At 41.4% G+C, this 20258-nt stretch carries 19 protein-coding genes and 1 tRNA gene; 11 read left to right on the forward strand and 9 right to left on the reverse strand.

From position 1 onward, the window contains the following. Positions 1-25: 25 nt before the first annotated feature. From U735_RS0100105 to U735_RS0100120, 4 genes are all read right to left on the reverse strand, one after another. On the reverse strand, positions 26-3436 hold the full coding sequence (locus U735_RS0100105; RefSeq protein ID WP_031441874.1) for a HEAT repeat domain-containing protein: 3411 nt from the start codon (positions 3434-3436) through the stop codon (positions 26-28). A 66-nt stretch (positions 3437-3502) separates the two neighbouring features. Further along, positions 3503-4651: a lycopene cyclase family protein gene (locus U735_RS0100110; protein ID WP_031441875.1), complete on the reverse strand. Its 1149-nt coding sequence runs from the start codon at positions 4649-4651 to the stop codon at positions 3503-3505. 133 nt (positions 4652-4784) lie between these two features. Further along, the gene (locus U735_RS0100115; protein WP_031441876.1) at positions 4785-5273 is read right to left on the reverse strand and encodes a thioredoxin family protein; all 489 of its coding nucleotides are present in this window, start codon (positions 5271-5273) and stop codon (positions 4785-4787) included. Positions 5274-5278: 5 nt separating this feature from the next. Next, positions 5279-7582 carry a TonB-dependent receptor gene (locus U735_RS0100120; protein ID WP_031441877.1) on the reverse strand — a complete coding sequence of 768 codons (2304 nt, stop codon included), beginning with the start codon at positions 7580-7582 and terminating at the stop codon, positions 5279-5281. 79 nt (positions 7583-7661) lie between these two features. On the opposite strand from U735_RS0100120, the gene U735_RS0100125 reads away from it, so the two are divergent. From U735_RS0100125 to U735_RS0100145, 5 genes are read left to right on the forward strand one after another with little or no spacing between them, the layout of a single operon-like run. Further along, the gene (locus U735_RS0100125; RefSeq protein ID WP_031441878.1) at positions 7662-8324 is read left to right on the forward strand and encodes a metal-dependent transcriptional regulator; all 663 of its coding nucleotides are present in this window, start codon (positions 7662-7664) and stop codon (positions 8322-8324) included. Further along, complete coding sequence (locus U735_RS0100130; RefSeq protein WP_031441879.1) at positions 8321-9142, forward strand: ZIP family metal transporter; 822 nt, start codon at positions 8321-8323, stop codon at positions 9140-9142. Before U735_RS0100125 ends, U735_RS0100130 begins: the two co-directional genes overlap by 4 nt. 45 nt (positions 9143-9187) lie before the next feature. Beyond that, entirely contained in the window at positions 9188-9619 is a 432-nt protein-coding gene (locus U735_RS0100135; RefSeq protein WP_031441880.1) for a hypothetical protein, read from the forward strand. A 33-nt stretch (positions 9620-9652) separates the two neighbouring features. Further along, positions 9653-10066 (forward strand): DUF2141 domain-containing protein, encoded by a 414-nt coding sequence (locus U735_RS0100140; protein ID WP_031441881.1) that lies wholly within the window; start codon positions 9653-9655, stop codon positions 10064-10066. Between the two features lie 36 nt (positions 10067-10102). Next, complete coding sequence (locus U735_RS0100145; protein WP_031441882.1) at positions 10103-10489, forward strand: DUF423 domain-containing protein; 387 nt, start codon at positions 10103-10105, stop codon at positions 10487-10489. A gap of 3 nt (positions 10490-10492) precedes the next feature. Here the strand turns inward: U735_RS0100145 and U735_RS0100150 are convergent, their stop codons facing one another. The 5 genes from U735_RS0100150 to U735_RS0100170 form a co-directional block, all read right to left on the reverse strand. Then, complete coding sequence (locus tag U735_RS0100150; RefSeq protein ID WP_031441883.1) at positions 10493-12019, reverse strand: carboxypeptidase-like regulatory domain-containing protein; 1527 nt, start codon at positions 12017-12019, stop codon at positions 10493-10495. Positions 12020-12163: 144 nt separating this feature from the next. Further along, complete coding sequence (locus U735_RS25645; protein WP_180994004.1) at positions 12164-12313, reverse strand: hypothetical protein; 150 nt, start codon at positions 12311-12313, stop codon at positions 12164-12166. A 113-nt stretch (positions 12314-12426) separates the two neighbouring features. Continuing rightward, positions 12427-14664, reverse strand: a complete 2238-nt coding sequence (feoB, locus tag U735_RS0100160; RefSeq protein ID WP_031441884.1) for a ferrous iron transport protein B — start codon at positions 14662-14664, stop codon at positions 12427-12429. Beyond that, positions 14661-14903 (reverse strand): FeoA family protein, encoded by a 243-nt coding sequence (locus U735_RS0100165; RefSeq protein ID WP_031441885.1) that lies wholly within the window; start codon positions 14901-14903, stop codon positions 14661-14663. The genes feoB and U735_RS0100165 overlap by 4 nt, the downstream gene beginning before the upstream one ends. A 216-nt stretch (positions 14904-15119) precedes the next feature. Then, on the reverse strand, positions 15120-15797 hold the full coding sequence (locus U735_RS0100170) for an SCO family protein (RefSeq protein ID WP_031441886.1): 678 nt from the start codon (positions 15795-15797) through the stop codon (positions 15120-15122). Positions 15798-15958: 161 nt separating this feature from the next. Between U735_RS0100170 and rseP the strand changes: the two genes are divergently transcribed. The 6 genes from rseP to U735_RS24815 all read left to right on the forward strand — a co-directional run bounded on the left by rseP (position 15959) and on the right by U735_RS24815 (position 19892). Then, entirely contained in the window at positions 15959-17275 is a 1317-nt protein-coding gene (rseP, locus tag U735_RS0100175) for an RIP metalloprotease RseP (RefSeq protein WP_031441887.1), read from the forward strand. Between the two features lie 180 nt (positions 17276-17455). Beyond that, a tRNA-Asn gene (locus tag U735_RS0100180) sits at positions 17456-17529 on the forward strand. A 133-nt stretch (positions 17530-17662) separates the two neighbouring features. Further along, a complete protein-coding gene (locus U735_RS0100185) occupies positions 17663-18337 on the forward strand; it encodes a hypothetical protein (protein WP_031441888.1) in 675 nt (224 codons plus the stop codon). 127 nt (positions 18338-18464) lie between these two features. Next, complete coding sequence (locus U735_RS24805; protein ID WP_198036604.1) at positions 18465-18755, forward strand: helix-turn-helix transcriptional regulator; 291 nt, start codon at positions 18465-18467, stop codon at positions 18753-18755. Positions 18756-18771: 16 nt separating this feature from the next. Further along, the gene (locus U735_RS24810; RefSeq protein ID WP_198036605.1) at positions 18772-19224 is read left to right on the forward strand and encodes a helix-turn-helix domain-containing protein; all 453 of its coding nucleotides are present in this window, start codon (positions 18772-18774) and stop codon (positions 19222-19224) included. A gap of 5 nt (positions 19225-19229) precedes the next feature. Continuing rightward, positions 19230-19892: a P-loop NTPase family protein gene (locus tag U735_RS24815; RefSeq protein ID WP_031441891.1), complete on the forward strand. Its 663-nt coding sequence runs from the start codon at positions 19230-19232 to the stop codon at positions 19890-19892. Positions 19893-20258: the final 366 nt, after the last annotated feature.

A 20258-nucleotide genomic window follows, 5' to 3' on the forward strand; every position in this document is an offset into this window, starting at 1 on the left:
ACCAAAGGGGCTATTCGGGTCTAGTTCAATTCTTTTTCAAGTTGGCCAAAAATTCAATTACATCCCTAATTTCCCTTTTAGACATTATTGTCCCCATAGGAGGCATCCCCGAGGCCATATTTTGTCTTTTGTCTATTCTGGACAAGGCTATTTCCATGGGTTCCGCATCCGAGGTCTTTAGTATTAGCTCATCCTCTGTTTCCTCTTCCAATATTCCTGTAACTGTTTGTCCGTCCTTTAGGGTAACCGTAACCATTCCATATCCTGGCGATAAACGTGCACTAGGATTGATCAAGGCTTCCAGTAGTTGTTCCCTGCTTAAAATGTTACCTATGTTGTCCAAGGCCGGGCCTACAGCTCCACCTGCACCACCAAGGGCATGGCATCTAACGCATTGTCCGGCGGAATTGGTGTTGAAATATTGATAACCTGCCCGACGGTCCCCGCCATTTAAGGTTTCCGTATAGGCAGCCAAACCATCTCCATGGGCTTTTAAAGTACCCAATTGGGAAATTAGCTCCTCGGATTTTGTAGCCTCTACGGCCTCAGTTAAATCCAATATAACCCCGTTGGAAAGCTTTTTGTCATTCCCCTGTTTTATAAGGGAGATTAAAACGTCCTTACTTTTTTCCAAGGGCATTTCGCCTAGGACACTCAACATCTTCTGTTGCTCCACAATAGATCCACTTTTAAAAATAGGTTCCACAATGGCGGGCAGCTTTTCTTTGGAGAGATCCAGCTGGGTTACCAATCCGACGGCCACAGTACGGACACCCCGATCTTTATCCGCCATGCCTATCTTCATGGCCTCTTCTATTTTGGTGTAATTCAAATCCCCTAGCGCAGCTAACATGGCCGAACGTACGTCCGGGGAAGCATGGTTTTTCATAATCTGTGCCAATTGGGCATTATATCCCTCGATCTTCAATGAGCTTATGGCCTTGGCTGCAGCCACCAAAATGTCCGGATTTTTATCTTTTAGGAAGTCGGGAATAAACTTTTCTATTTTTTGCTTTACTACGATGGCATCCCTGTTGATCTCACCCCTGTAACGGCCATCTACCCTATCCAATACGGATGGGGAGGCCCAAGTACCTATGGCGGCCAATGCCTCGCCTCTAAGATTGCTTGAAACGGATTCTCTTTTTGCAAAGTTGATTAGCAGGTCCAGTTCTTTCTCTCCTCCAACCCTCAGAGCGGCATTTATACTCCTGCGCAATAAAGGCTCTGAAGTATATTTTTCCTCTTTCAATAAAGAGGCCAATGCTGGTAGGGCGGGTTCAATGGACCAATCGTCGTTGATGGCCCTTGCTGTCTCGGTTACTATATATTCGTCCTGATCCTGTAAAAATAAAGCCAATTGTTCGCTCTGTAGACGTCTCAACACCAAGACTGCTGCTATGCGCAAACTTCTGTTTTCGCTCTTGGCCAGGGCAACAATTGGGGCAACTTCCCCAATTCTCGACAATGCCAGTACCCCGGCATGTCTTAGGTAAAGGTCTTCGTCATTATTGGTTTCCAACATTTTCAGAAGTGGCTCAATTGCATTTTTGTCCTTAATTCTGCCCAAGGCCTGGGCGGCAAAGAAACGGACCCTTGTATTTTCGTGTCCCAGTAAGGCAATTAAATCTTTTCCTGCATTATTGTATTTTAAATCGCCCAAGGTTTTGGCAGCCTGTGCTACTATTTCAGCGTCACTGTCCTTTAGAAGACCCATTAGTGATTCGGCCCTTTCCAAATTTTTTCTCGCCAATTGGCCAATGCCCCATATGCCATGTACCCGGGCCAATTGATTTTGCTTTTGTCCAATAGCAGCCGTAAAAGCTTTTAGCCCTTTGTTGTCCCTATTGGCCAACTCGAACTGAGCTTTTTGCCGAATACGCATATCCGGATAGGAGAGGAATTGGGTCAGTTTATCCACGCTTTGATCCGTATAATCCAAAGTCATTAGTCGCTCCGTTTCCTTTCTTTCGGCCTCCAGGTCGTTCTTATTGGGGGCCACATCCAGCTTCCAGACCCGACCGTAATTTTTGGTGTCCCATCCATTCATCCAATCGGCAATATACAGTGCGCCATCAGGGGCGAAACGGATGCCCGTTGGTAAAATTCCGCTTAGGATATCCTGTTCACTTTTCAATTCAAAAGAAGCGCCTTTTGGTTTTAGGTCAAAGCTCCATATGTGGGACCTACTTGGATTACCAACAAACTCCACCAGAAAAAATTTGTTTCTCCATTCCTTGCCCAATGCTGTTCCCGGGTTGTATGCCATTCCTGTGGGACCATTGTGAAAGTTCATTATGGGAGGAATAATATAAGCGGCCTGACCCTCCCAATGTGGGACATATAGCTTTTCATCCATCCAAACGTTGTACCCATTGTTTTTTGGGTCGGTGTACTTGCCATATTGCCAATTGGAACGCCATCCGGCGTCCGAGCCCTCTACAATGTATACCAATCGCTCACTCTCCCCACGGTGATCCCCATCATTGTCTGCCGTAATAATATTGCCGTATTCATCAAATACAAATTCGTGGGTGTTACGGACCCCCGCTGCAAAAATTTCAAAATCACTGCCGTCTGGATTGGATCTTACAATAACTCCTTGATTGGGGTATTTATGGTGTGTACCGTCCGCTGTAGTAATATTGGCGCCTATATCGCCTATACCCCAATAAATTCTTCCGTCAGGACCTTCAATGGCCCCCGACATTCCATGACCACCAAAACCTATATGAACCCCATAGCCATGTGAAATGGAGGTTTTATCGCTCATAATACCATCACCATCCTCATCTGTAATTCTCCACATATCCGGGGCAATACCCACGAACATGTCATTTTTCCGAACCAATAATGCCCCGGCCACGTCCGATACTTCATCGTGAAAATCATTAAGGATTCTTGTGGCAACATTGGCCATACCACTGCCATTCTGATCTTCCAGCTTCCAAATTTCTTCTTTTTGAACTGTAAGATCCCTCCAATCATGGATACTATCGTTATTTAAGTCCTTTAGCCATTCATTTTCCGAACTTTTTTCAGTAGCAAAAGTTTCGTGCAAAAAATTTTTCCGATCTTCTACGGATTGCAGGGCAATGGACGGTGTCATCCAATGCCTAAATCCTCTAATATCAAATTCTGAATTTTTTTGGCGATTTGTTCGCGTAAGATAAATATGTCCTTCATCATCCACGGACATGGCCACAGGATCAGGAGCCAAGGAGTCGGAAGCCCATAAGGTAAGCGTTAAGCCTTCGGCCACTTGGGCAGGAACGCTTTCCCTTATTTCCTTAAATCTGGTCCGGGCGGTTGCCGTATCCTCTTTAATAACCAACAAGGGTTCCTGTGGTTGTTTGGGTTTTTTATCGCAGGAAATAGCGAAAATTCCAAAAAGTGAAATTATTAGGGCAATTCTGAGGGAGATATTGTTTCGCATGGTTTTAAATTGGTCTAAAAAGATTAAAATATACATGTATATATCAATATTTTAAAATATTGTTTGTTAAATTAAGAATATCCTACGGATAAAGGCTTGGACAAACTCTTTTTTCGGGCATGCCATAATAATGTTTAGGTCTTGCCTAAATGTAGATTTTTCATCCAAAAAGGCAAAGATTTTTTGTGGGGTACGATTTTTAAACAATTGTCCAAAGATTAATCGGCCCTTCTTGTTATTCCTAAATAGAATATCCAACAATAGAAGGTCATAAAACCAAAAACGATCCTTTTTAAAGAAGGTGTTTAGGGGTCTATTCTCTTTTAGAAAGGGTATTAGGTTCTTTGTTTTTTGGTGTGTCCTCATAAAGGTGTAGCCGGAACTGGGCTTGGCCCATCCGCCGGCAACCCCAATATGCATAAGGTTCTTACTGTTGTGAGTATTGAAATTATAACAGCTCATGGGAATGTTTCCTTTTTCCTTCTCCAATATTTGGTAATGGTTGCAATCCAGATTATCTTTTAGATAGTCTTTTATAGCCTCTTCATATTCTTGGGTAGGTAGCAGGTTTTTGGAGAATAAGGTGTACTCCACCAGGGCCTCCGTTTCAGAAAATGGGAGCACGTACATAAATCTAGTGTTTCCTTTCTGAGGGATGGAAAAATCCATAAAAGTGGCCTGTTGACTATCAAAAACGGGTTTGTCACATTTTATAAACCATCCAATAAAATGTTGCTGTAGGACAGGGTATTTTTTTTGTTGTAAGAGGGGTTTGTAGTCGAATATGCTATTGAAAACCTTTTTGCCGATATAAGTATGGGAATCAGTGTCGACAATTATTTCGTTGTCCCTCTCCTCAATGCGGACAACATTGCCTTCCAAAAATGTGATGTTGTCATGACTATTTATTTTTGTCCGGTAGGCCTGGTAAAAATTTTCTGCCCGGATCATCTTGTAACTGTAAGGGTATATGGGCATACGTTTGGAATAGGTATCATCTGCTACCAAAATATGATCCCAGGTTTTATGTAGAATGGGATCAAATTCACCCTTGCCCTTTTCCCAAAAGCACCAAGTACGATCATTGGGTTTGTCCAGATTCTTGTCCAATAAAAGAATTGATTTTTCCGAAAAGAAACTATCGTTTCCCAGGGCGTTGGCCAACAGCAGACCGGAGGCTCCGGCACCAATAATAATATAATCGTATGTGGCCATGGACATGCTCTCTATTGACGTGGAATATGTTGGGTTAAATAATGATCCAATATCCAAATAGAGGATATTTCCAAAAGTACAAATTCTATTTATAGCGCTTACATTTCCTTGAAAGGTAAAAATTTAGCTGGGCTTAAGGCATATTGTCAAGTATTGAGAGCAATTGTTCTGCATCCAGATATTGGAAATAACGTGCTTGGGCATTAAAATTGGAATCCATGAAAACCATGGCGGGTAGGGTAAAGGGAGTGTTTTTTCTGCTGGCCAAAAGAAGCGGAATGTCGTGCACGGGATTAGGTTTGTTGGCCCTTTTATTGATAAAACTTTGTTGCCCGAAAACTATGGTGTCGGTTGTTTCCACATTCATCTTCACCGCATAAAAGTCCTTGTTGAGTTTACGGACTACCTCAGGGTCTTTGAAAGCTACTTCATCCATTTTTAGGCACGGGGCGCACCAATCGGCATAAAAATCGATAAATACTTTTTTAGGATGGGCCTTAAGGGAATCGTGCAATTGCTCAAAGCTGATCCATTGTATCCCACTTTTAGCTTGGGCATAAATATTACTGTAGCCAAAGTTAAATAGGTAGAGGAGAGTTAAAATGGTCAGCTTATTTTTCATCTCTATTACAATGATTTAATTCTTAATCCAACAAAAACGGTCCTAGGTGCCCCAGGGCCATAGACGTAGTTACTATCCCTGTTTTTGCCCAGATCGAAATCGTTCTGGTAAGCGTTGGTCAAGTTTTTTAGCCCTCCGAAAATCTCCAATCCAGTATCAATATTGGGAAATTCAAAATCGTACCCAAGTCTGATGCTAAGTTCCGTAAAGGAAGAGGAACTGGTATATTCATCCATAGCCTGTCCAGTTCCTTCCCCACTAAAATGGACCAGTTCCATAGGGCCTGTGTAGACTATATTGGCGCTGGCGCTAAATTTTTTGGTGGGCGTATAGGTAAAGGTAGCGTAACCGTATTTATTGGGGGTTCTTAGAAATTCCCTTTTGGCTTCCAGGCCTTCAATATTTTCCACGGCTTCATCAAACTGGCTCGCTTGAAGGGTAAGGCCTGCATCAACTTGAAGCAAATAATCAAAATTAGCCCTTGTTTCCAAGGTAATGCCTTTTACAGTGGCACCGCTACCGTTTCTTTTTTCGAAACGTTCTCCAAATTGGTCTTCTCCCAAGGGAAAGAGATAAAAGGCGTCATTGAGGTGGGTATAAAATCCCTCCAAGGTGAAACCTGCAATAAAATGTTCCCTAGCCTTGTCATAATTCACTGATGCCGTAAAACTGTTGGAGCGTTCTTCCTTTAAATTATCGGAAAGTGATATGCGCGAAATACCACCTCCGGCAAAGGCTATGTGCAAGTCGGTATCAAAAGCCTGGGGTGCTCTAAAACCGGTACCCCAGCCCAGTCTTAATTGTGTCTCCTTCTTCCATTTGTACAGTAGGGAGAGCCTTGGGCTTATGATGGCCTTGTCCAGGAGGTTGTGTTGGTCTATTCTAAACCCTGAAAGAAAATTCAGATCTGGAGTTATGTCCCAATCATTCTGTGCAAATCCCCCAAGGTTTCTTGTGGTCTGATCTATTTTATAATTATAGGCTTCAATTATATCCAATACCTCGTCATATACATACTCGGAACCAAAGGTAAATACGGTCTTGCCCCCCAGAAAGGAATTGAATCTATGGTTGTACTGTACACCCCCCTGATGTGTAGTAACATTGGAAATGCCATAGGGAGGGTTTGAATAGAATTGGCTTAATTGGGGTTCTTCATCAGGGATTATGCCGGTATAATGATCGCGATCGGTATATTGACCGCCGTAATAAAGTATGAGAGCACTTTTTTCTTCATTAAAATTGATTTGATAATCCAAACTGCCCATTAGGACATTATGGGTCCTTTCTTCCGACTGTTGTGCCATATGGGCGGGTTTGTCTACTATTTCTCCCCCATAGCGGTATTCATTAATACTACTTATACTCGCTTCCAGTTTTTGATTTTCTTGTGGTATATAAAAGAAGTTGGTGCCAAAGGAATTATTTTTTAGTTGTGGCAGCTCCGAAAAATTATCGCCGTTGTCATCATAGGTTTCACGGTCCCGCTTACTAACGAAAAATGTGGCGCCGGCATTTTTCTTGGTGTTGACTACAGTGGCATTACCAACAAGAAGGTGGTCGTTGCTATTGTTGCCCATATTTTGATAGGTGTAGGTAAGTGCATAATCATTTTTTCTTGGAATCTTGGTCATCACATTTACTGTTCCGCCAATGGCGCTGGATCCATATAGGGCCGAGACCCCACCGCGGACTATTTCAATACGTTCTATCATATTGGCTGGAATTTGCTCCATGCCATATAAGCCGGTAAGTGGGCTAAATATGGGTCTCCCGTTGATCAATATTTGGGAATATCCTCCTTGGAGCCCATTTATCCGCAATTGGGTATAATTGCAGGTTTGGCAATCGGTTTCAATGCGGAGGCCAGGTTGAAATCTAAGGCCTTCGGACAGGTTGCTTGCCACAACGTTGTCCAATGTCTTACTGTTTATCAAATTTACGATTACGGGAGAGTCTGTCCGTCTTTTGTCGGTTCGGGTACCCGTTACCACCACTTGTTCCAGCCCCATAACATCTTCATCCAGTTGAAAATTTAATTGCAAGGGAAGGGAGTTGTTTAGCGTAACCACTTTTTCCAGGGATTTGTATCCTATGCTCTTACACACCACGGTATAGGTGCCAAAAGGAGCCTCAAGAAGATACTTTCCGGCTTCATCGGTAGTAGTGCCTAGTTGGGTATCCTTGAGTTGTATTGTAGCCCAGGGCAGAACCTCTCCTTGGGACATGACCGTACCTGTTAAGGAGCCTGTTTGTGAATAAAGGTTTAAAAGTGGTAAAAAAAGGATTACCAGCAATGCATTTTTCATCGATTTAAATTAAAATTTAGGCAAATCTAAAAATTTGTTTTTATAAATAAAAATGTATTTTTGTGTAAATAAGTATTTAATGACACGTTCGGAAGAAAATTATATTAAGACTATTTTTCATTTAGGAAGAAAGGGGACGCAGGAAGTAGCCACCAATGCCATTGCTGAATTAATGGAAACCAAACCTTCTTCGGTTACCGATATGATCAAGAGACTGTCCGAGAAGGATCTGGTAAACTACAAGCGCTACCAAGGGGTCTCATTGACTGCCTTGGGCAACAAAACTGCTCTGGGCATTATTAGAAAGCATAGGCTTTGGGAGGTATTCTTGGTGGAGAAGTTGGATTTTTCCTGGGATGAGGTGCACGAAGTAGCGGAACAGTTGGAGCACATAAAAAGTGATAAACTAATAGATAGTCTTGATAGGCTGTTGGCATTTCCAAAGTTTGATCCGCACGGAGATCCCATACCCGACAAGAATGGCGGATTTAAGGAAAGGGACAGGGAGTTGTTGAGTGAAGTCCCCATCAATACGGGAGGAGTATGTGTTGGCGTTAAGGACTCATCCGCAACCTTTTTAAAATTTTTGGATAAGAACGGCATAGCTTTGGGGAACCAGATAAAGGTAATGGAGATAGAGGAGTTCGACGGTTCGTTGAATATTGAGATTGATGGCAGGAAAATGCAAATTTCGCATGTCATTGCTTCCAATCTGTATATTAAAGCCAATGATGAAATATGAGGGAGGTTATTGATTATTTTGAAGCAATAGACCCTATTTTGGCCGCATTTTACGCCACCTTATTTACTTGGGGATTAACAGCTCTGGGAGCTGCCCTGGTCTTCTTTTTTAAGACCATGAACCGTGCGGTGTTGGACGGGATGTTGGGCTTTACCGGAGGTGTCATGGTAGCCGCCAGTTTTTGGAGTCTTTTGGCACCGGGAATAGAAATGAGCCCGGGGGAGGGATTTGTAAAAGTAATTCCGGCTGCAGTTGGATTTTTATTGGGGGCATTATTTCTTTTTGGCTTGGATAAGGTCTTGCCGCATTTGCATATCAATTTTAAGGAAAATGAAAAGGAAGGTATAAAAACACCATGGCATAAAACTACCTTATTGACTTTGGCGATTACCTTGCACAATATTCCAGAGGGACTTGCCGTTGGGGTATTGTTCGGGGGTGTGGCCGCAGGATTTGATGGGGCCACAATTGGAGGGGCCGTGGCTTTGGCCCTGGGAATAGGGCTCCAAAATTTCCCCGAAGGTTTTGCTGTTGCCATGCCATTAAGAAGGCAAGGGATAAGTAGAAGAAAGAGTTTTATGTTTGGTCAGGCCTCGGCTTTGGTAGAACCTATTGCCGCAGTATTGGGGGCTTGGGCAGTTCTTACGTTTCAGCCCATTTTACCCTATGCACTCTCCTTTGCGGCCGGTGCAATGATATTTGTGGTGGTGGAAGAGGTAATTCCGGAGACGCAACAGGATAAGTATACGGACATTGCCACCATGGGATTTATAGGAGGTTTTATAATTATGATGGCATTGGATGTGGGACTTAGCTGAAATGTTCTATTTTTTATAAATTAATCGTATATCTTCACTAATAATATGGGAAAAACTGAAAAAAAGCATTGGTTGCTCAACTTGCTTATTGTGGTCACAATAATTGTTGTGGCCTTGGCTTTTACGGCACATTACAAAAATTGGGTAAAGACGGAGAAGGAGGAGCTGGAAATATTATCCGGAATATATTTCGTAAAAATTCCATATTCTGATATGGATAGTGTTACTATGGTGGAAAAGATACCTTCTATGGAGCGCATCAACGGTTTTTCTGTTAAGGAAAGGGAAAAGGGGGTTTTTAAAGAGGATAGTCTTAGTACGAACAAGGTGTATGTTTATGTAGATAAGCTATCCCAACAAAAGATAAGGTTGGTCTATCAGGATTCCATGAAATTATTTTTGAACATGCCCGATAGTACCGAAACCGAGCTGATGTATCAGTTTTTGTCCAATAAAATTAACCCGCCCAAGGAATAGATGTTACCTTTGGGTTTAGATTTTGCCCTAACCATGAAGAAATATAGTTGGCTATTGTTGTTTGCGTTTCCTTTTTTGGGAATGTCCCAATACAGCCTATCTGTAGAAGTGCAAGGCGTCAAATCCTCTATTGGGAATATAAATATTGCCATTTACAATCGCTCTCAGGGTTTTTTAAAATTCGAGGAAGTTTTCAAGGTAGATCGGATTGCCGCCAAAGAGGCGACCACCAATTTCAAGATTATGGATCTTCCCAACGGGGAATACGCCGTTGCCATTTTTCATGACGAAAACGGTAACGATAAATTGGATACAAATTGGCTGGGAATCCCCAAGGAATCCGTTGCCTTCTCCAACGCCAAGATCAAGGCATTTGGACCTCCCAGTTATAAGGAGTGTGCTTTTAATTTGAACAGGGACTTGGATTTGAAGATGGAGTTTAATTAGGATATATAGTTTTTAACCTTTGTAAAAAATAGTCTTATGGTACTTATAGCTCATGTAATGGGTTCCCTTTACGGACTTTTAGCGGTGGTTTTTGGCGCTTTTGGGGCGCACGCACTAAAAAAGACTTTAAATGAACAGCAGTTAAAGAGTTTTGAAACAGGGGTAAAGTATCAAATGTACCATGCCATTTTGTTGCTGATTTTAGGATTTAATCTTAATCTGGAAACTGCCTTGGAACGTTATATGATTTATAGTTTTATTATCGGGATATTTCTTTTTTCCTTTAGTATTTACGGTCTTTCCATTAGTGCGGCGAAGGGGAAGAAAATAGGGTTTCTAGGGCCAATTACACCACTGGGCGGCTTGTTATTGGTAATAGGATGGGCATTATTGCTCTATTCCTTTATACAAAATTTAGTGTAGTATTTAATCAATCTCCACTTGGGCCGTAAAATCCTTAATGGCCTGATTGGGTTCCAAGATGTTATAGCCCTTCCAAAATTCCGGATCATAATTGGGCATATAGGTGGGAAGTACGGTATTATTTTCCTTAATGGAATTGAATTCTTGTTCCGTAATATCTTCGGTATCGAAAAGGATTAGTTCGTGCTTATTAATACCACTGCTGGCCATATCCAATTTTAAATGAAGTTCATTTTGCTTATTCCTACCTTTTACCCGTTTGTTTAGTTCAATTATCTTTATAGGTCTTTTTATTCCCACCTTTGCACCCATTTCTTCTTCTAAATAGCGCAAATAATAAAATCCATCTTCATTTTTCGAGAAGATCATTTTGCCCTTGTCCAAATATTGGTCCAAGGAAATCCCTAAAAGGTTAAAAGTCCTTAGAGATTTAACGTTCTCATAATCCAAACGCATAATGGCAAAATCATCGGCATTGATATAGAGCCTACCCTTGTAGTCTGCACCCCTTTTGGGCTCAAAATCCAAAATATACACCGCATCATCGTCCCAATATGTAAAATCTATCATTTTAAAAAGGTAGCGGTTATTTTTGTTGATGAAATTGAGGTCGGAATCTTTAAGAAAGAACTGTTTTTCCATAATTTTTCCCAAACTTTCCTTTTTAAAGGAAGCAAAATTCTTCTTGCGGTCTTCTTCCTTTTTTTTCTTTTCTGCCAGTTCTTTTTTTAGGGCCTCGGCATCGGTAGAATCAGTTTTAAAGGTCAAAAATTCGTCCGCGTCCACTTTGGTGCCAAATAGGCCCGATTTAATTTTGAAATAGGAATCGGGCTTTATATTTTTCTTTAGAATGTCATTGAACTTTTCCTCCAAGGAAGTCAGGTCCAGTTCACTTTGCTTATCATAAAGGTCCGAAGCCTTTATCAGGGACAGTTTTTGGTTATCCTTTTCAAAATTGCCATAAAAGTCACCAAGGATCTCAGTGTAGCGACTGGATTTTTTTGGGATGGAATTTAGTACGCTGTCCAAAAATTTCTTGTTGAGAGCCTCTATGGTGGACTCCTTAAAGGTATAGTCCCTTTTAGTGAGGTTTTGATGGTAGGAATCCCGAAAAAACACTCTTTTTTTAGTGATGCTGTTCCCGTAATTTCTGTCGATATTGATTTTGACCTGTTCAATGAGTTCTTCTGCGGAATATTGTTTGTTGCTTACAATAACAGGATTGAGTTCTATGGGCTTTGCACTTAAGAGAATGACATTTTCCTTGAATTCGTTCAATGGCTTGCCCAAGGCCTCGTATCCCATGCATGAAATAAAAAGGGAATCGGTTTCCTTGGTGTTCGAATCCAGGAGTAAACTAAAACGGCCTTCCTCATTGGTAATTACCCCTTTTCTGTTGGATAATTGTACGGTGACGTAGGGGATAGGTTGTTGGGTAGTGGAGTCTTTTACAACAGAGGTGATAACCTGGGCCTGACTGTAGAAAAATCCTAAAACAAATAGAAGGACAGTAATTAAGCGTTTATTCATTACCATACAAGAGGTCTAAATAACACCAAATTAAGGAATTGGATAACTGATAGCAATGGTCTTATGATTATTTTAAGACACTGGAATACTTTTTTCAGCTAACGGCAGTGGTGGTGTGGCAATTATATTGGATGTATGAAAAGATTAATGACAACCGCAATCGCCCTCACCACAACTTTTGGAACTGCGTTTTTTTCCAGCAAACAAAGATTTGGGCAGCAGAAATTTCTTTACCAGATACGCCAAGGCCAAGGCCACGGTGATATAGACCAGAATGTTTTGAAGAATACTCATTGTTACTCGTTTTGGGTGTTTAACAGATAAAAGTTTAACTCCTTCCTATTAGGAATTGGACCTATAGGCCCTAGTATTTTTCTTTCAAAATAACCTTCCCGGTGTCCCGACAGTTACTTTATGATCTGGTAGGCTATCAATGCTACAATATACGCAAAAAGACTCATAAAAACTAGCTGTGCAGCAGGCCATTTCCAAGTGTTGGTCTCCCTTTTTACTATGGCCAATGTACTCATACATTGCATGGCAAAGGCATAGAAAAGCAATAAGGATATCCCCGAGGCCAGATTAAATAATGGTTTTTTTGTTTTGGGATCCATTTCGGCAGCCATTCTGTTCTTTATGGTGTCCTCTTCATCGCTGCCCACACTATATATAGTAGCCAAGGTACCTACAAAAACCTCTCTTGCGGCGAAGGAAGTAAGTACTGCTATACCAATTTTCCAATCATATCCCAAGGGGCGTACAACGGGTTCTATGGCCTTCCCCATATATCCCATATAGGAATTTTCCAGTTTGTAGCTTGCAATTTCCTGGTTCGTGGCCTTTTCGTTTAGAGCCATTTCCTTGGTTTTTAGCGAGTCGCTTATGGCTGCTTGGTCCAAGCTATATACTTTATTGTTAATATTATCCTGTAATGCCAATTTATAACTGGCCATTGTGCTTTCTATATTGGATTTGTTGAAATCTGAAAATCCTTGATTTTGTATCTGTTCAGTAACGATGTTCTCTGCATTTTCAAAATCATCGGAAAAGCCATTGGAGCCCAAAAACCATAGTATTATGGAGATGGCCAATATAATTTTACCGGCACCCAGTACAAAACTTTTAGTCTTTTCCCAAACCGTGTACACCACATTCTTGACGAGTGGTAACTTGTAATTGGGCATTTCCATGACAAAAAAGGTCTTGCTCTTGATCTTCATGATTTTGTTCAAGATCATGGCGGAAAGTATTGCTGCCCCAAACCCCATAAGATAAAGGAGCATTAAGGTCAGTGCCTGATAGCTTAGGCCCAAAAATCTTCCTTCCGGGATTACCAGGGCAATAATGATCAAATAAACCGGTAAACGGGCAGAACAAGTGGTAAAGGGGGTAACCAAAATGGTTATAAGTCGCTCCTTCCAATTTTCAATGGTCCTTGTGGCCATGATGGCAGGAATTGCACAGGCCGTTCCAGAAATTAAGGGCACTACACTTTTGCCGCTTAAACCAAAGGGACGCATTAATTTATCCATTAAAAAAACAACCCGGCTCATATAGCCAGATTCTTCCAAGAGGGCAATGAAAAGGAATAAAAATGCTATTTGGGGAATAAAAATTACGATTCCTCCTATGCCCGCGAGAATTCCTTCCGCTATCAAATTGGTAAATACTCCGGGTGGCAAAGTATCCTTGACCCATTCACTGGCAGAGGCAAAGGATTCATCAATAAAATCCATTGGATAACTGCTCCAGTCGTATATGGCTTGAAAAATAGTCAGCAGGATGACAAAAAAGATAAGGTATCCGAATATTTTATGGGTCAACACCTTGTCCAGGGTAGCTCTGAGTCCCTTGGCAGCATTAATATCTACCTTGTAGGCCTGTTTTAGGATGCCATTTATAAATTGATACCTAAGTATGGTTTCCTTTTGCTGAAGTCGCTTTAATTCGGATTTGGATTTGGTGGCAAAGGAAGCGGCAATGGTAATCGGATTCTTTTCTATGGGCATAAAATTGACATCCTGTGTAATTACCAGCCATAGTTTGTAAAGATCTTCTTTGGGGAAAGTGGCCTTAAGTTTTTCAAAATACTCGGGCGCAATTACCGTAGTGTCTACATTGGGGGTAATGGATAGATTTTTATAATCGGCGATCAATTCCTTGATCCGTTCTATACCCGTACCTTTTCTGGTACTTACCAAGGCAATTTTGGTATCCAGTTTTTCTTCCAACAATTCAATGTCCAATGAGATTCCCGTCCTGGACATACGATCTGCCATATTGATGACCAAGATCACCGGAATTTTAAGATCCTTGATCTGTGTAAAGAGAAGAAGATTTCTTTTAAGGTTTTCAACATCGCTTATGACGACGGCAACATCCGGAAAATCCTTGTCGTTTTTGTTGAGCAAAAGTTCTACCACCACACTCTCGTCCAAGGAAGTGGTATTAAGGCTATAGGTTCCTGGTAAATCCAGAATATGGGCCTTTACGCCCCTGGGCAATTTACAGACCCCTTCTTTTTTTTCAACGGTAATCCCGGGGTAGTTCCCTACTTTTTGTTTTAATCCTGTAAGTTGGTTAAAGACCGAAGTTTTACCGGTATTGGGATTGCCTATAAGCGCAACCTTGATCTGTTTGCTCATAGTGGGGAATCTTCAATAATTTCTAATTCTATTAGGGCGGCCATGGAACGCCTAATGGCGATATGGGTACCGTTAACGTTAATGTAGATAGGATCTTTAAGGGGGGCTACCTGTACCAGTTCTATTTCATTGCCCGGCAAACAACCCAGTTCCAATAGTTTAATGGGAAGAATTCCATCGGTAAATTCTTTGATGATTCCCTTTTGCCCTCGCCTTAAATGTGCTACCGTTGTAATCAATTTTTATTTAGATTGATTTTAATTAAGCACAAAAATAAAAGAAAAAGATGAAGTAAACAGCTAAAACCATAAAAAGTTAACGGTATTAAAAGGGGGTCTGCTTTTGTTTGAAGAAACGATGCCCAAGTTTTGGTTAGGACAAATACGTTTTGATGAATCGGCAAATTGGACCCTCCGTTATTATTTAATATTTTGTATGTCCTGGCAGTGCCTATATTATTGGTCCGTATAGGAAGATTTCAATATTTCAAGATCGCTCAACAGCTTCTCCATTTCTTCGGAGTCAGTGCCGTCATAGAACCCCCTGATCCTTCGTTCCTTATCTACCAGAATAAAGTTTTCGGTATGGATCATATCGTATGGGCCGCCATCGCCATCGGTCTTAACGGCAATATAGGATTTTCTGGCCAGTTCATAGATTTGTTGCTTGTCTCCGGTAACCAAGTTCCATTTACTGTCTTTGACACCTTTTTCCAAAGCGTATTTTTTTAGTTGGGGAACGGAGTCAATGTCCGGGGTAACGGAATGTGAAAGCAACATGACGTTTTCATCGTTCAAAATTTTATCCTGAATGCCGGCCATATTTTTTGTCATTATGGGGCAAATAGTGGGGCAGGTGGTAAAGAAGAAATCGGCAATATAAATTTTGTTCTCGTAGTCTTTTTGGGTCACCAGTTTTCCGTTCTGATTTGTCAATGCAAAATCGGCAATGGTGTGATATTTTTTTACGTGCTGTAGGGTGCTGTCCACCAATTCAAAATTCACCATGGCAGGTTGGTAGACGGGCAAAATTTCTTTAGGTTGCAAGGCATTGTAAAAAAGGGAAATGATTACCGCCGAAACAATCAGAAGTACAAGGCCGAGGAATTTAAATTGGGCAAAAAAAGAACGCATTTTTTTTTGTAAAGGTAAGGTAGACGGTTATATATTTCAAGTAACTAAACGGGGATCGCTACTAAATCTTTCTTAAAAAGACCTATGGGGGGAATAGTTTTTTTTTTAAGACCACGTAATAATGTACTTTTGTGCGTTTTTAAAGTTTAAAAAAATACTTAATGACGTTAGCAATACAGATTGTACAGTTTGTACTCATCATATCCATTTTGGTGATCCTTCATGAAATGGGCCATTTTTTTCCCGCAAAATATTTTAAGACCAAAGTAGAAAAGTTCTATTTGTTTTTTGACGTCAAGTTTTCCTTGTTCAAGAAAAAAATAGGGGATACTGAGTACGGCATTGGTTGGTTGCCATTGGGTGGTTATGTAAAGATAGCCGGAATGATCGATGAGAGTATGGACACCGAGCAATTGAAGCAGGAGCCACAGCCATGGGAATTTCGTTCCAAGCCGGCTTGGCAACGACTTATTATTATGACAGGTGGGGTTATTGTAAACTTTTTGTTGGCTTGGGTGATCTATACTACAATGTTGGCAAGTAATGGTGACACCTATATTCCGTCCGATAATTTAAAATATGGTATTCTGGTGGATTCCATTGGCGAACAGTTGGGGTTGAAGACCGGGGATCAAATTTTGATGGTGGATGATAAGAAGACCAGAAAATTTAACGAGGCCGTTTTGGATATCATTCTTGGGGATGAGGTAACGGTTAAAAGGGATGGTCGTGAAATTACCGTTCCCTTATCAGATGAAGGAAAGGAGACCGTTTTTGCTACCCAGGGTAAGAATTTCTTGGATTACAGAAAAAAAGCGATTATCGCTAATGTGGTTCCCAATTCGGTAGCCGAAAAGGCAGGCCTTTTGGCAGGAGATGAAATTATAGGGGTAAATGGGGAGTCTGCAGAGTTTTGGGATGAATTGGTAGCGAAAATACAGAGCTCTGCCAATCAAGAATTGGATATCAGCGTTTTGAGGAACGGTACTACCGAACATTTGGAATTGACAGTTCCCGATGAAGCCAAAATAGGGATAGAGTTGGATATTACCGATATTAGGGTTACCGATAATTATAGTTTACTTGAAGCCATCCCGGCAGGTTATAAACGTACCATTCAGGTATTGACAGATCAGATACGACAGTTTAAGGTAATCTTCAATACCAAAACAGGCGCCTACAAACAGGTTAAAGGCCCTATTGGAATTGTGGAATTAATGCCGGAAACTTGGAATTGGACCTTCTTTTGGAATTTTATGGCCATGTTCTCGGTGTGGTTGGCCTTTTTAAATATTCTTCCTATACCTGCTTTGGACGGGGGCCATGTAATGTTTTTATTGTACGAGATAATTTCTGGAAGGAAGCCTAGTGAAAAGGTGTTGGAAACAGGTCAAATTATTGGTTTTGTTATACTTATGGGGCTAATGGCAGTGGTATTCGGAAACGATATTTGGAATATCATCAAGAAGTTTTTATAGGGGAAATAAATATTTTTAAAATTTAGTTGCAAAACAGTCAAATTTTGTTTGGCGTATTTGAAAAAACATTTATATTTGCACCCGCTTAGGCGATAAAAATACACTCCTCCTTAGCTCATCCTGATAGCTATCGGGAGGTTAGGGGAAACGTTCTTTAAGAGAAATAGAAAATATTTACACTCCTCCTTAGCTCAGCTGGTTAGAGCATCTGACTGTTAATCAGAGGGTCCTTGGTTCGAGCCCAAGAGGGGGAGCTTAATTAGAATAGGCCTTACGAGAAATCGTGAGGCCTTTTTCTTTTCATGGGGACAACATAGGGACAACATTTTTTTTCCGTTCCATTTCTTCACTTTTGTTTATATTTATTGGTAGGAAGTTTGGATCTCAATGGAAAAATTCATCCAAAATGCCGGTAGGGCACTTGCCAAGGTACGGACCGCCACCAATGATTTTCTGAACGATCGGATCGGTGGCAATAGGAGGAACTTGATTCTTTTCCTAGTTTTCGTATATATCCTATTCATACTTCTTGTTTCGGCCGTCATCAATTTTAGGTCGCTTATCGACCATTATCCCGTATATCTCGGACTATTATTGGCCCTGGTCATGGCCATACTTTGGGTGGCCGTTTTCTATGAGTCCGAATCCCATATGGCCAAGGACGGACATGGATTTACATTGGAACGGTTGAAAAGGTCAAGGATGAGATTCCACCTTTTAGACCTTGATCCTGATGGGAGAAAAGAGCTTGTACGTATTCTCTCAGGTAAGAATGTCAACAATAAGATCAATTTTACCATGGGCAACAAAAGCGGTGAATCCGCAAACCACCGCATTCTATTTGTACTGTTCGATGAGATCATAGTGGGAGGAGTTACCGAGATTACAGGGGAACGGAAACAGGAATTCTTCCAATTTCTGCAAAATTCGTTTCTGATGAACGGGGAACCGATCAATCCTAATACCCTAAAGTCCAGTTTTTCCTCATGGAAGACCGATCAGGAAAAGACAAACTCCAAGAACCAGCGCAAATTGGTAAAACAAATGCTCGGCAAAGCATAATTATAGCAAAATCCTTTCCAAAACCCGATTATCGTATTGACATGTGCATATCTGTTGCCATATGTTTGTCCCGTACAAAAGAGCGATCGGCCGGTTGCACATTCTTCAAAAACCTAAAAATACGATAATGGAAAATCAACAGGATGTGGTAACACTACTTACAGAGATCAAGGGTCTATTGGCCCACAACAAAAAAACGCTCAATGTGGAGGACCTGGCACAATACACGGGCCTTTCCAAGAGCAAGATCTACAAGCTTACCCAACAGAAGCTTATCCCTATGGGCAACAATCCCCATATCAGACAAAAATTCTTCGATAAGGATACTATCGACGCCTGGCTCCTGGGAGAGCCCGACCTTTCCGATGAGACCCTGGAGCACCGTTTCAACGAGTCCCTGTTGAAGAACAGGAGGTAAACGGATGTCCAGAGGCATGGAACCAACGCAAAGAAATTTTCAGGGCATCTGGATACCCAGATCGATCTACCTGAACAAGGAGGCGAACTGGTACGCGAAGATCCTGTTTATGGAGATACATAGCTTTACCGAAAATGGGAAGGAATGCTATATGTCCAACAGGTATATCGCCTCCTTCCTTCACATTTCCGAACGACAGGTCAGCAGGTACATTTCCGAATTGAAATCCCTGGGCTGGATAGAGGAGACCTCCTTCAACGGAAGGAAGCGCTATCTGAGAAGTCTGCTCCGTTTTGGGTTCAAAATTGGCGACTCTGCCCCGACAATGGTGTCCGGGCTGCCTGGACAGAAATGTCGTGGCAGCATGGACAAAAGTGTCAAGTATACTAAACAAGTAACAAAACAAGAAAAAAAAGAATTTACCTTTTTAAAAGAAGGAAATAAAAATAGAAGTCCAATATTGGAATAATCGATATGGAAAAGGGATGGTCGGAACATTTTCGGAGAAAGCAAACGGAACCAAAACCGCTATGCGCCCCAGAGCTTTTTAAAAAAGTTTTTTATAGGGCGGCACAGGAATTTTATGCCCGGATGGATCTCGATTTTGAAGTGGACGGGACCAACAAAAATTTCCTCGGGCATTTCTGCAGGTATTGGAACCGGGACCCCGCATTCGAACTTGTGGAAAATATCTCCCTGAGAAAGGGATTGATGGTCTTCGGTTCCTACGGCACCGGAAAGACATCGAGTTTTAAGATCATCCAGAACATGAGCAAACAATATGGCCTTCGGCCACTTTGGTTCCCCTCCATCAGCGCCCAGGAGGTAGTGGACAAGTACAATGCCGAAAAGAACAAGGACGATATCATTAAATACTATTCCAAGGGAATCTTTTTGTTCGATGACCTGGGATCGGAAACAGTAGCGAACAATGTCTACCAATACGGAAAGGAGGATATATTCGTCAGGATATTGCTCAACCGTTACCGAAATTTTGAGGACCTCGGGACAAAAACGCACATCACTACCAACCTTAACGATTCCCAACTAGAAGACCGTTACGGAAGACAGATCTCGGACCGGTTCGTAAGGATGTTCAACCAGTTAAAGTTGGACGGCCCCAGTCGGAGAAAGTAGCTGGTGAAAAGAAAAACAAAATCTGAGGGTCTATGGAAAAGTACAAGAAGAGTATTCGAAAACCGGTAGCGTAGCGTATAAGGTTTGGAATAGCAAGAGGGTAACACGCCAAGGCGGTGTTACAGTTGGTAAAGGGTTGGTTTTTAGCTTCTTATTTACAAATCAAATTGAAGACGATGTCCTATTCTTACTGTAAATCAACTTGAAGGATCCAAAATCATTGGAGTTTTTACTGTAAATAATATCCTAGTGATGGCTTCTGAAAGCCAGATTACCATTGGATATGGCCCAGAAAACTTCGAAATGCTTATGATGAAGTTGGAAAAGAATTGTTATTGCAAGTCACTATTTGATGATTTGGAAAAA

Origin of the sequence: Arenibacter algicola (genome assembly GCF_000733925.1) — a bacterium.
GTDB lineage: Bacteria > Bacteroidota > Bacteroidia > Flavobacteriales > Flavobacteriaceae > Arenibacter > Arenibacter algicola.

Coding starts and splice junctions, on each gene's coding strand:
- U735_RS24810 (WP_198036605.1), top strand. CDS start 18,772: ATGGAACCAACGCAAAGAAATTTTCAGGGCATCTGGATACCCAGATCG.
- U735_RS0100125 (WP_031441878.1), top strand. CDS start 7,662: ATGACACGTTCGGAAGAAAATTATATTAAGACTATTTTTCATTTAGGA.
- U735_RS0100110 (WP_031441875.1), bottom strand. CDS start 4,651: ATGGCCACATACGATTATATTATTATTGGTGCCGGAGCCTCCGGTCTG.
- U735_RS25645 (WP_180994004.1), bottom strand. CDS start 12,313: ATGAGTATTCTTCAAAACATTCTGGTCTATATCACCGTGGCCTTGGCC.
- U735_RS0100185 (WP_031441888.1), top strand. CDS start 17,663: ATGGAAAAATTCATCCAAAATGCCGGTAGGGCACTTGCCAAGGTACGG.
- rseP (WP_031441887.1), top strand. CDS start 15,959: ATGACGTTAGCAATACAGATTGTACAGTTTGTACTCATCATATCCATT.
- U735_RS0100105 (WP_031441874.1), bottom strand. CDS start 3,436: ATGCGAAACAATATCTCCCTCAGAATTGCCCTAATAATTTCACTTTTT.
- U735_RS0100120 (WP_031441877.1), bottom strand. CDS start 7,582: ATGAAAAATGCATTGCTGGTAATCCTTTTTTTACCACTTTTAAACCTT.
- U735_RS24805 (WP_198036604.1), top strand. CDS start 18,465: ATGGAAAATCAACAGGATGTGGTAACACTACTTACAGAGATCAAGGGT.
- feoB (WP_031441884.1), bottom strand. CDS start 14,664: ATGAGCAAACAGATCAAGGTTGCGCTTATAGGCAATCCCAATACCGGT.
- U735_RS0100140 (WP_031441881.1), top strand. CDS start 9,653: ATGAAGAAATATAGTTGGCTATTGTTGTTTGCGTTTCCTTTTTTGGGA.
- U735_RS24815 (WP_031441891.1), top strand. CDS start 19,230: ATGGAAAAGGGATGGTCGGAACATTTTCGGAGAAAGCAAACGGAACCA.
- U735_RS0100130 (WP_031441879.1), top strand. CDS start 8,321: ATGAGGGAGGTTATTGATTATTTTGAAGCAATAGACCCTATTTTGGCC.
- U735_RS0100145 (WP_031441882.1), top strand. CDS start 10,103: ATGGTACTTATAGCTCATGTAATGGGTTCCCTTTACGGACTTTTAGCG.
- U735_RS0100115 (WP_031441876.1), bottom strand. CDS start 5,273: ATGAAAAATAAGCTGACCATTTTAACTCTCCTCTACCTATTTAACTTT.
- U735_RS0100170 (WP_031441886.1), bottom strand. CDS start 15,797: ATGCGTTCTTTTTTTGCCCAATTTAAATTCCTCGGCCTTGTACTTCTG.
- U735_RS0100135 (WP_031441880.1), top strand. CDS start 9,188: ATGGGAAAAACTGAAAAAAAGCATTGGTTGCTCAACTTGCTTATTGTG.
- U735_RS0100150 (WP_031441883.1), bottom strand. CDS start 12,019: ATGAATAAACGCTTAATTACTGTCCTTCTATTTGTTTTAGGATTTTTC.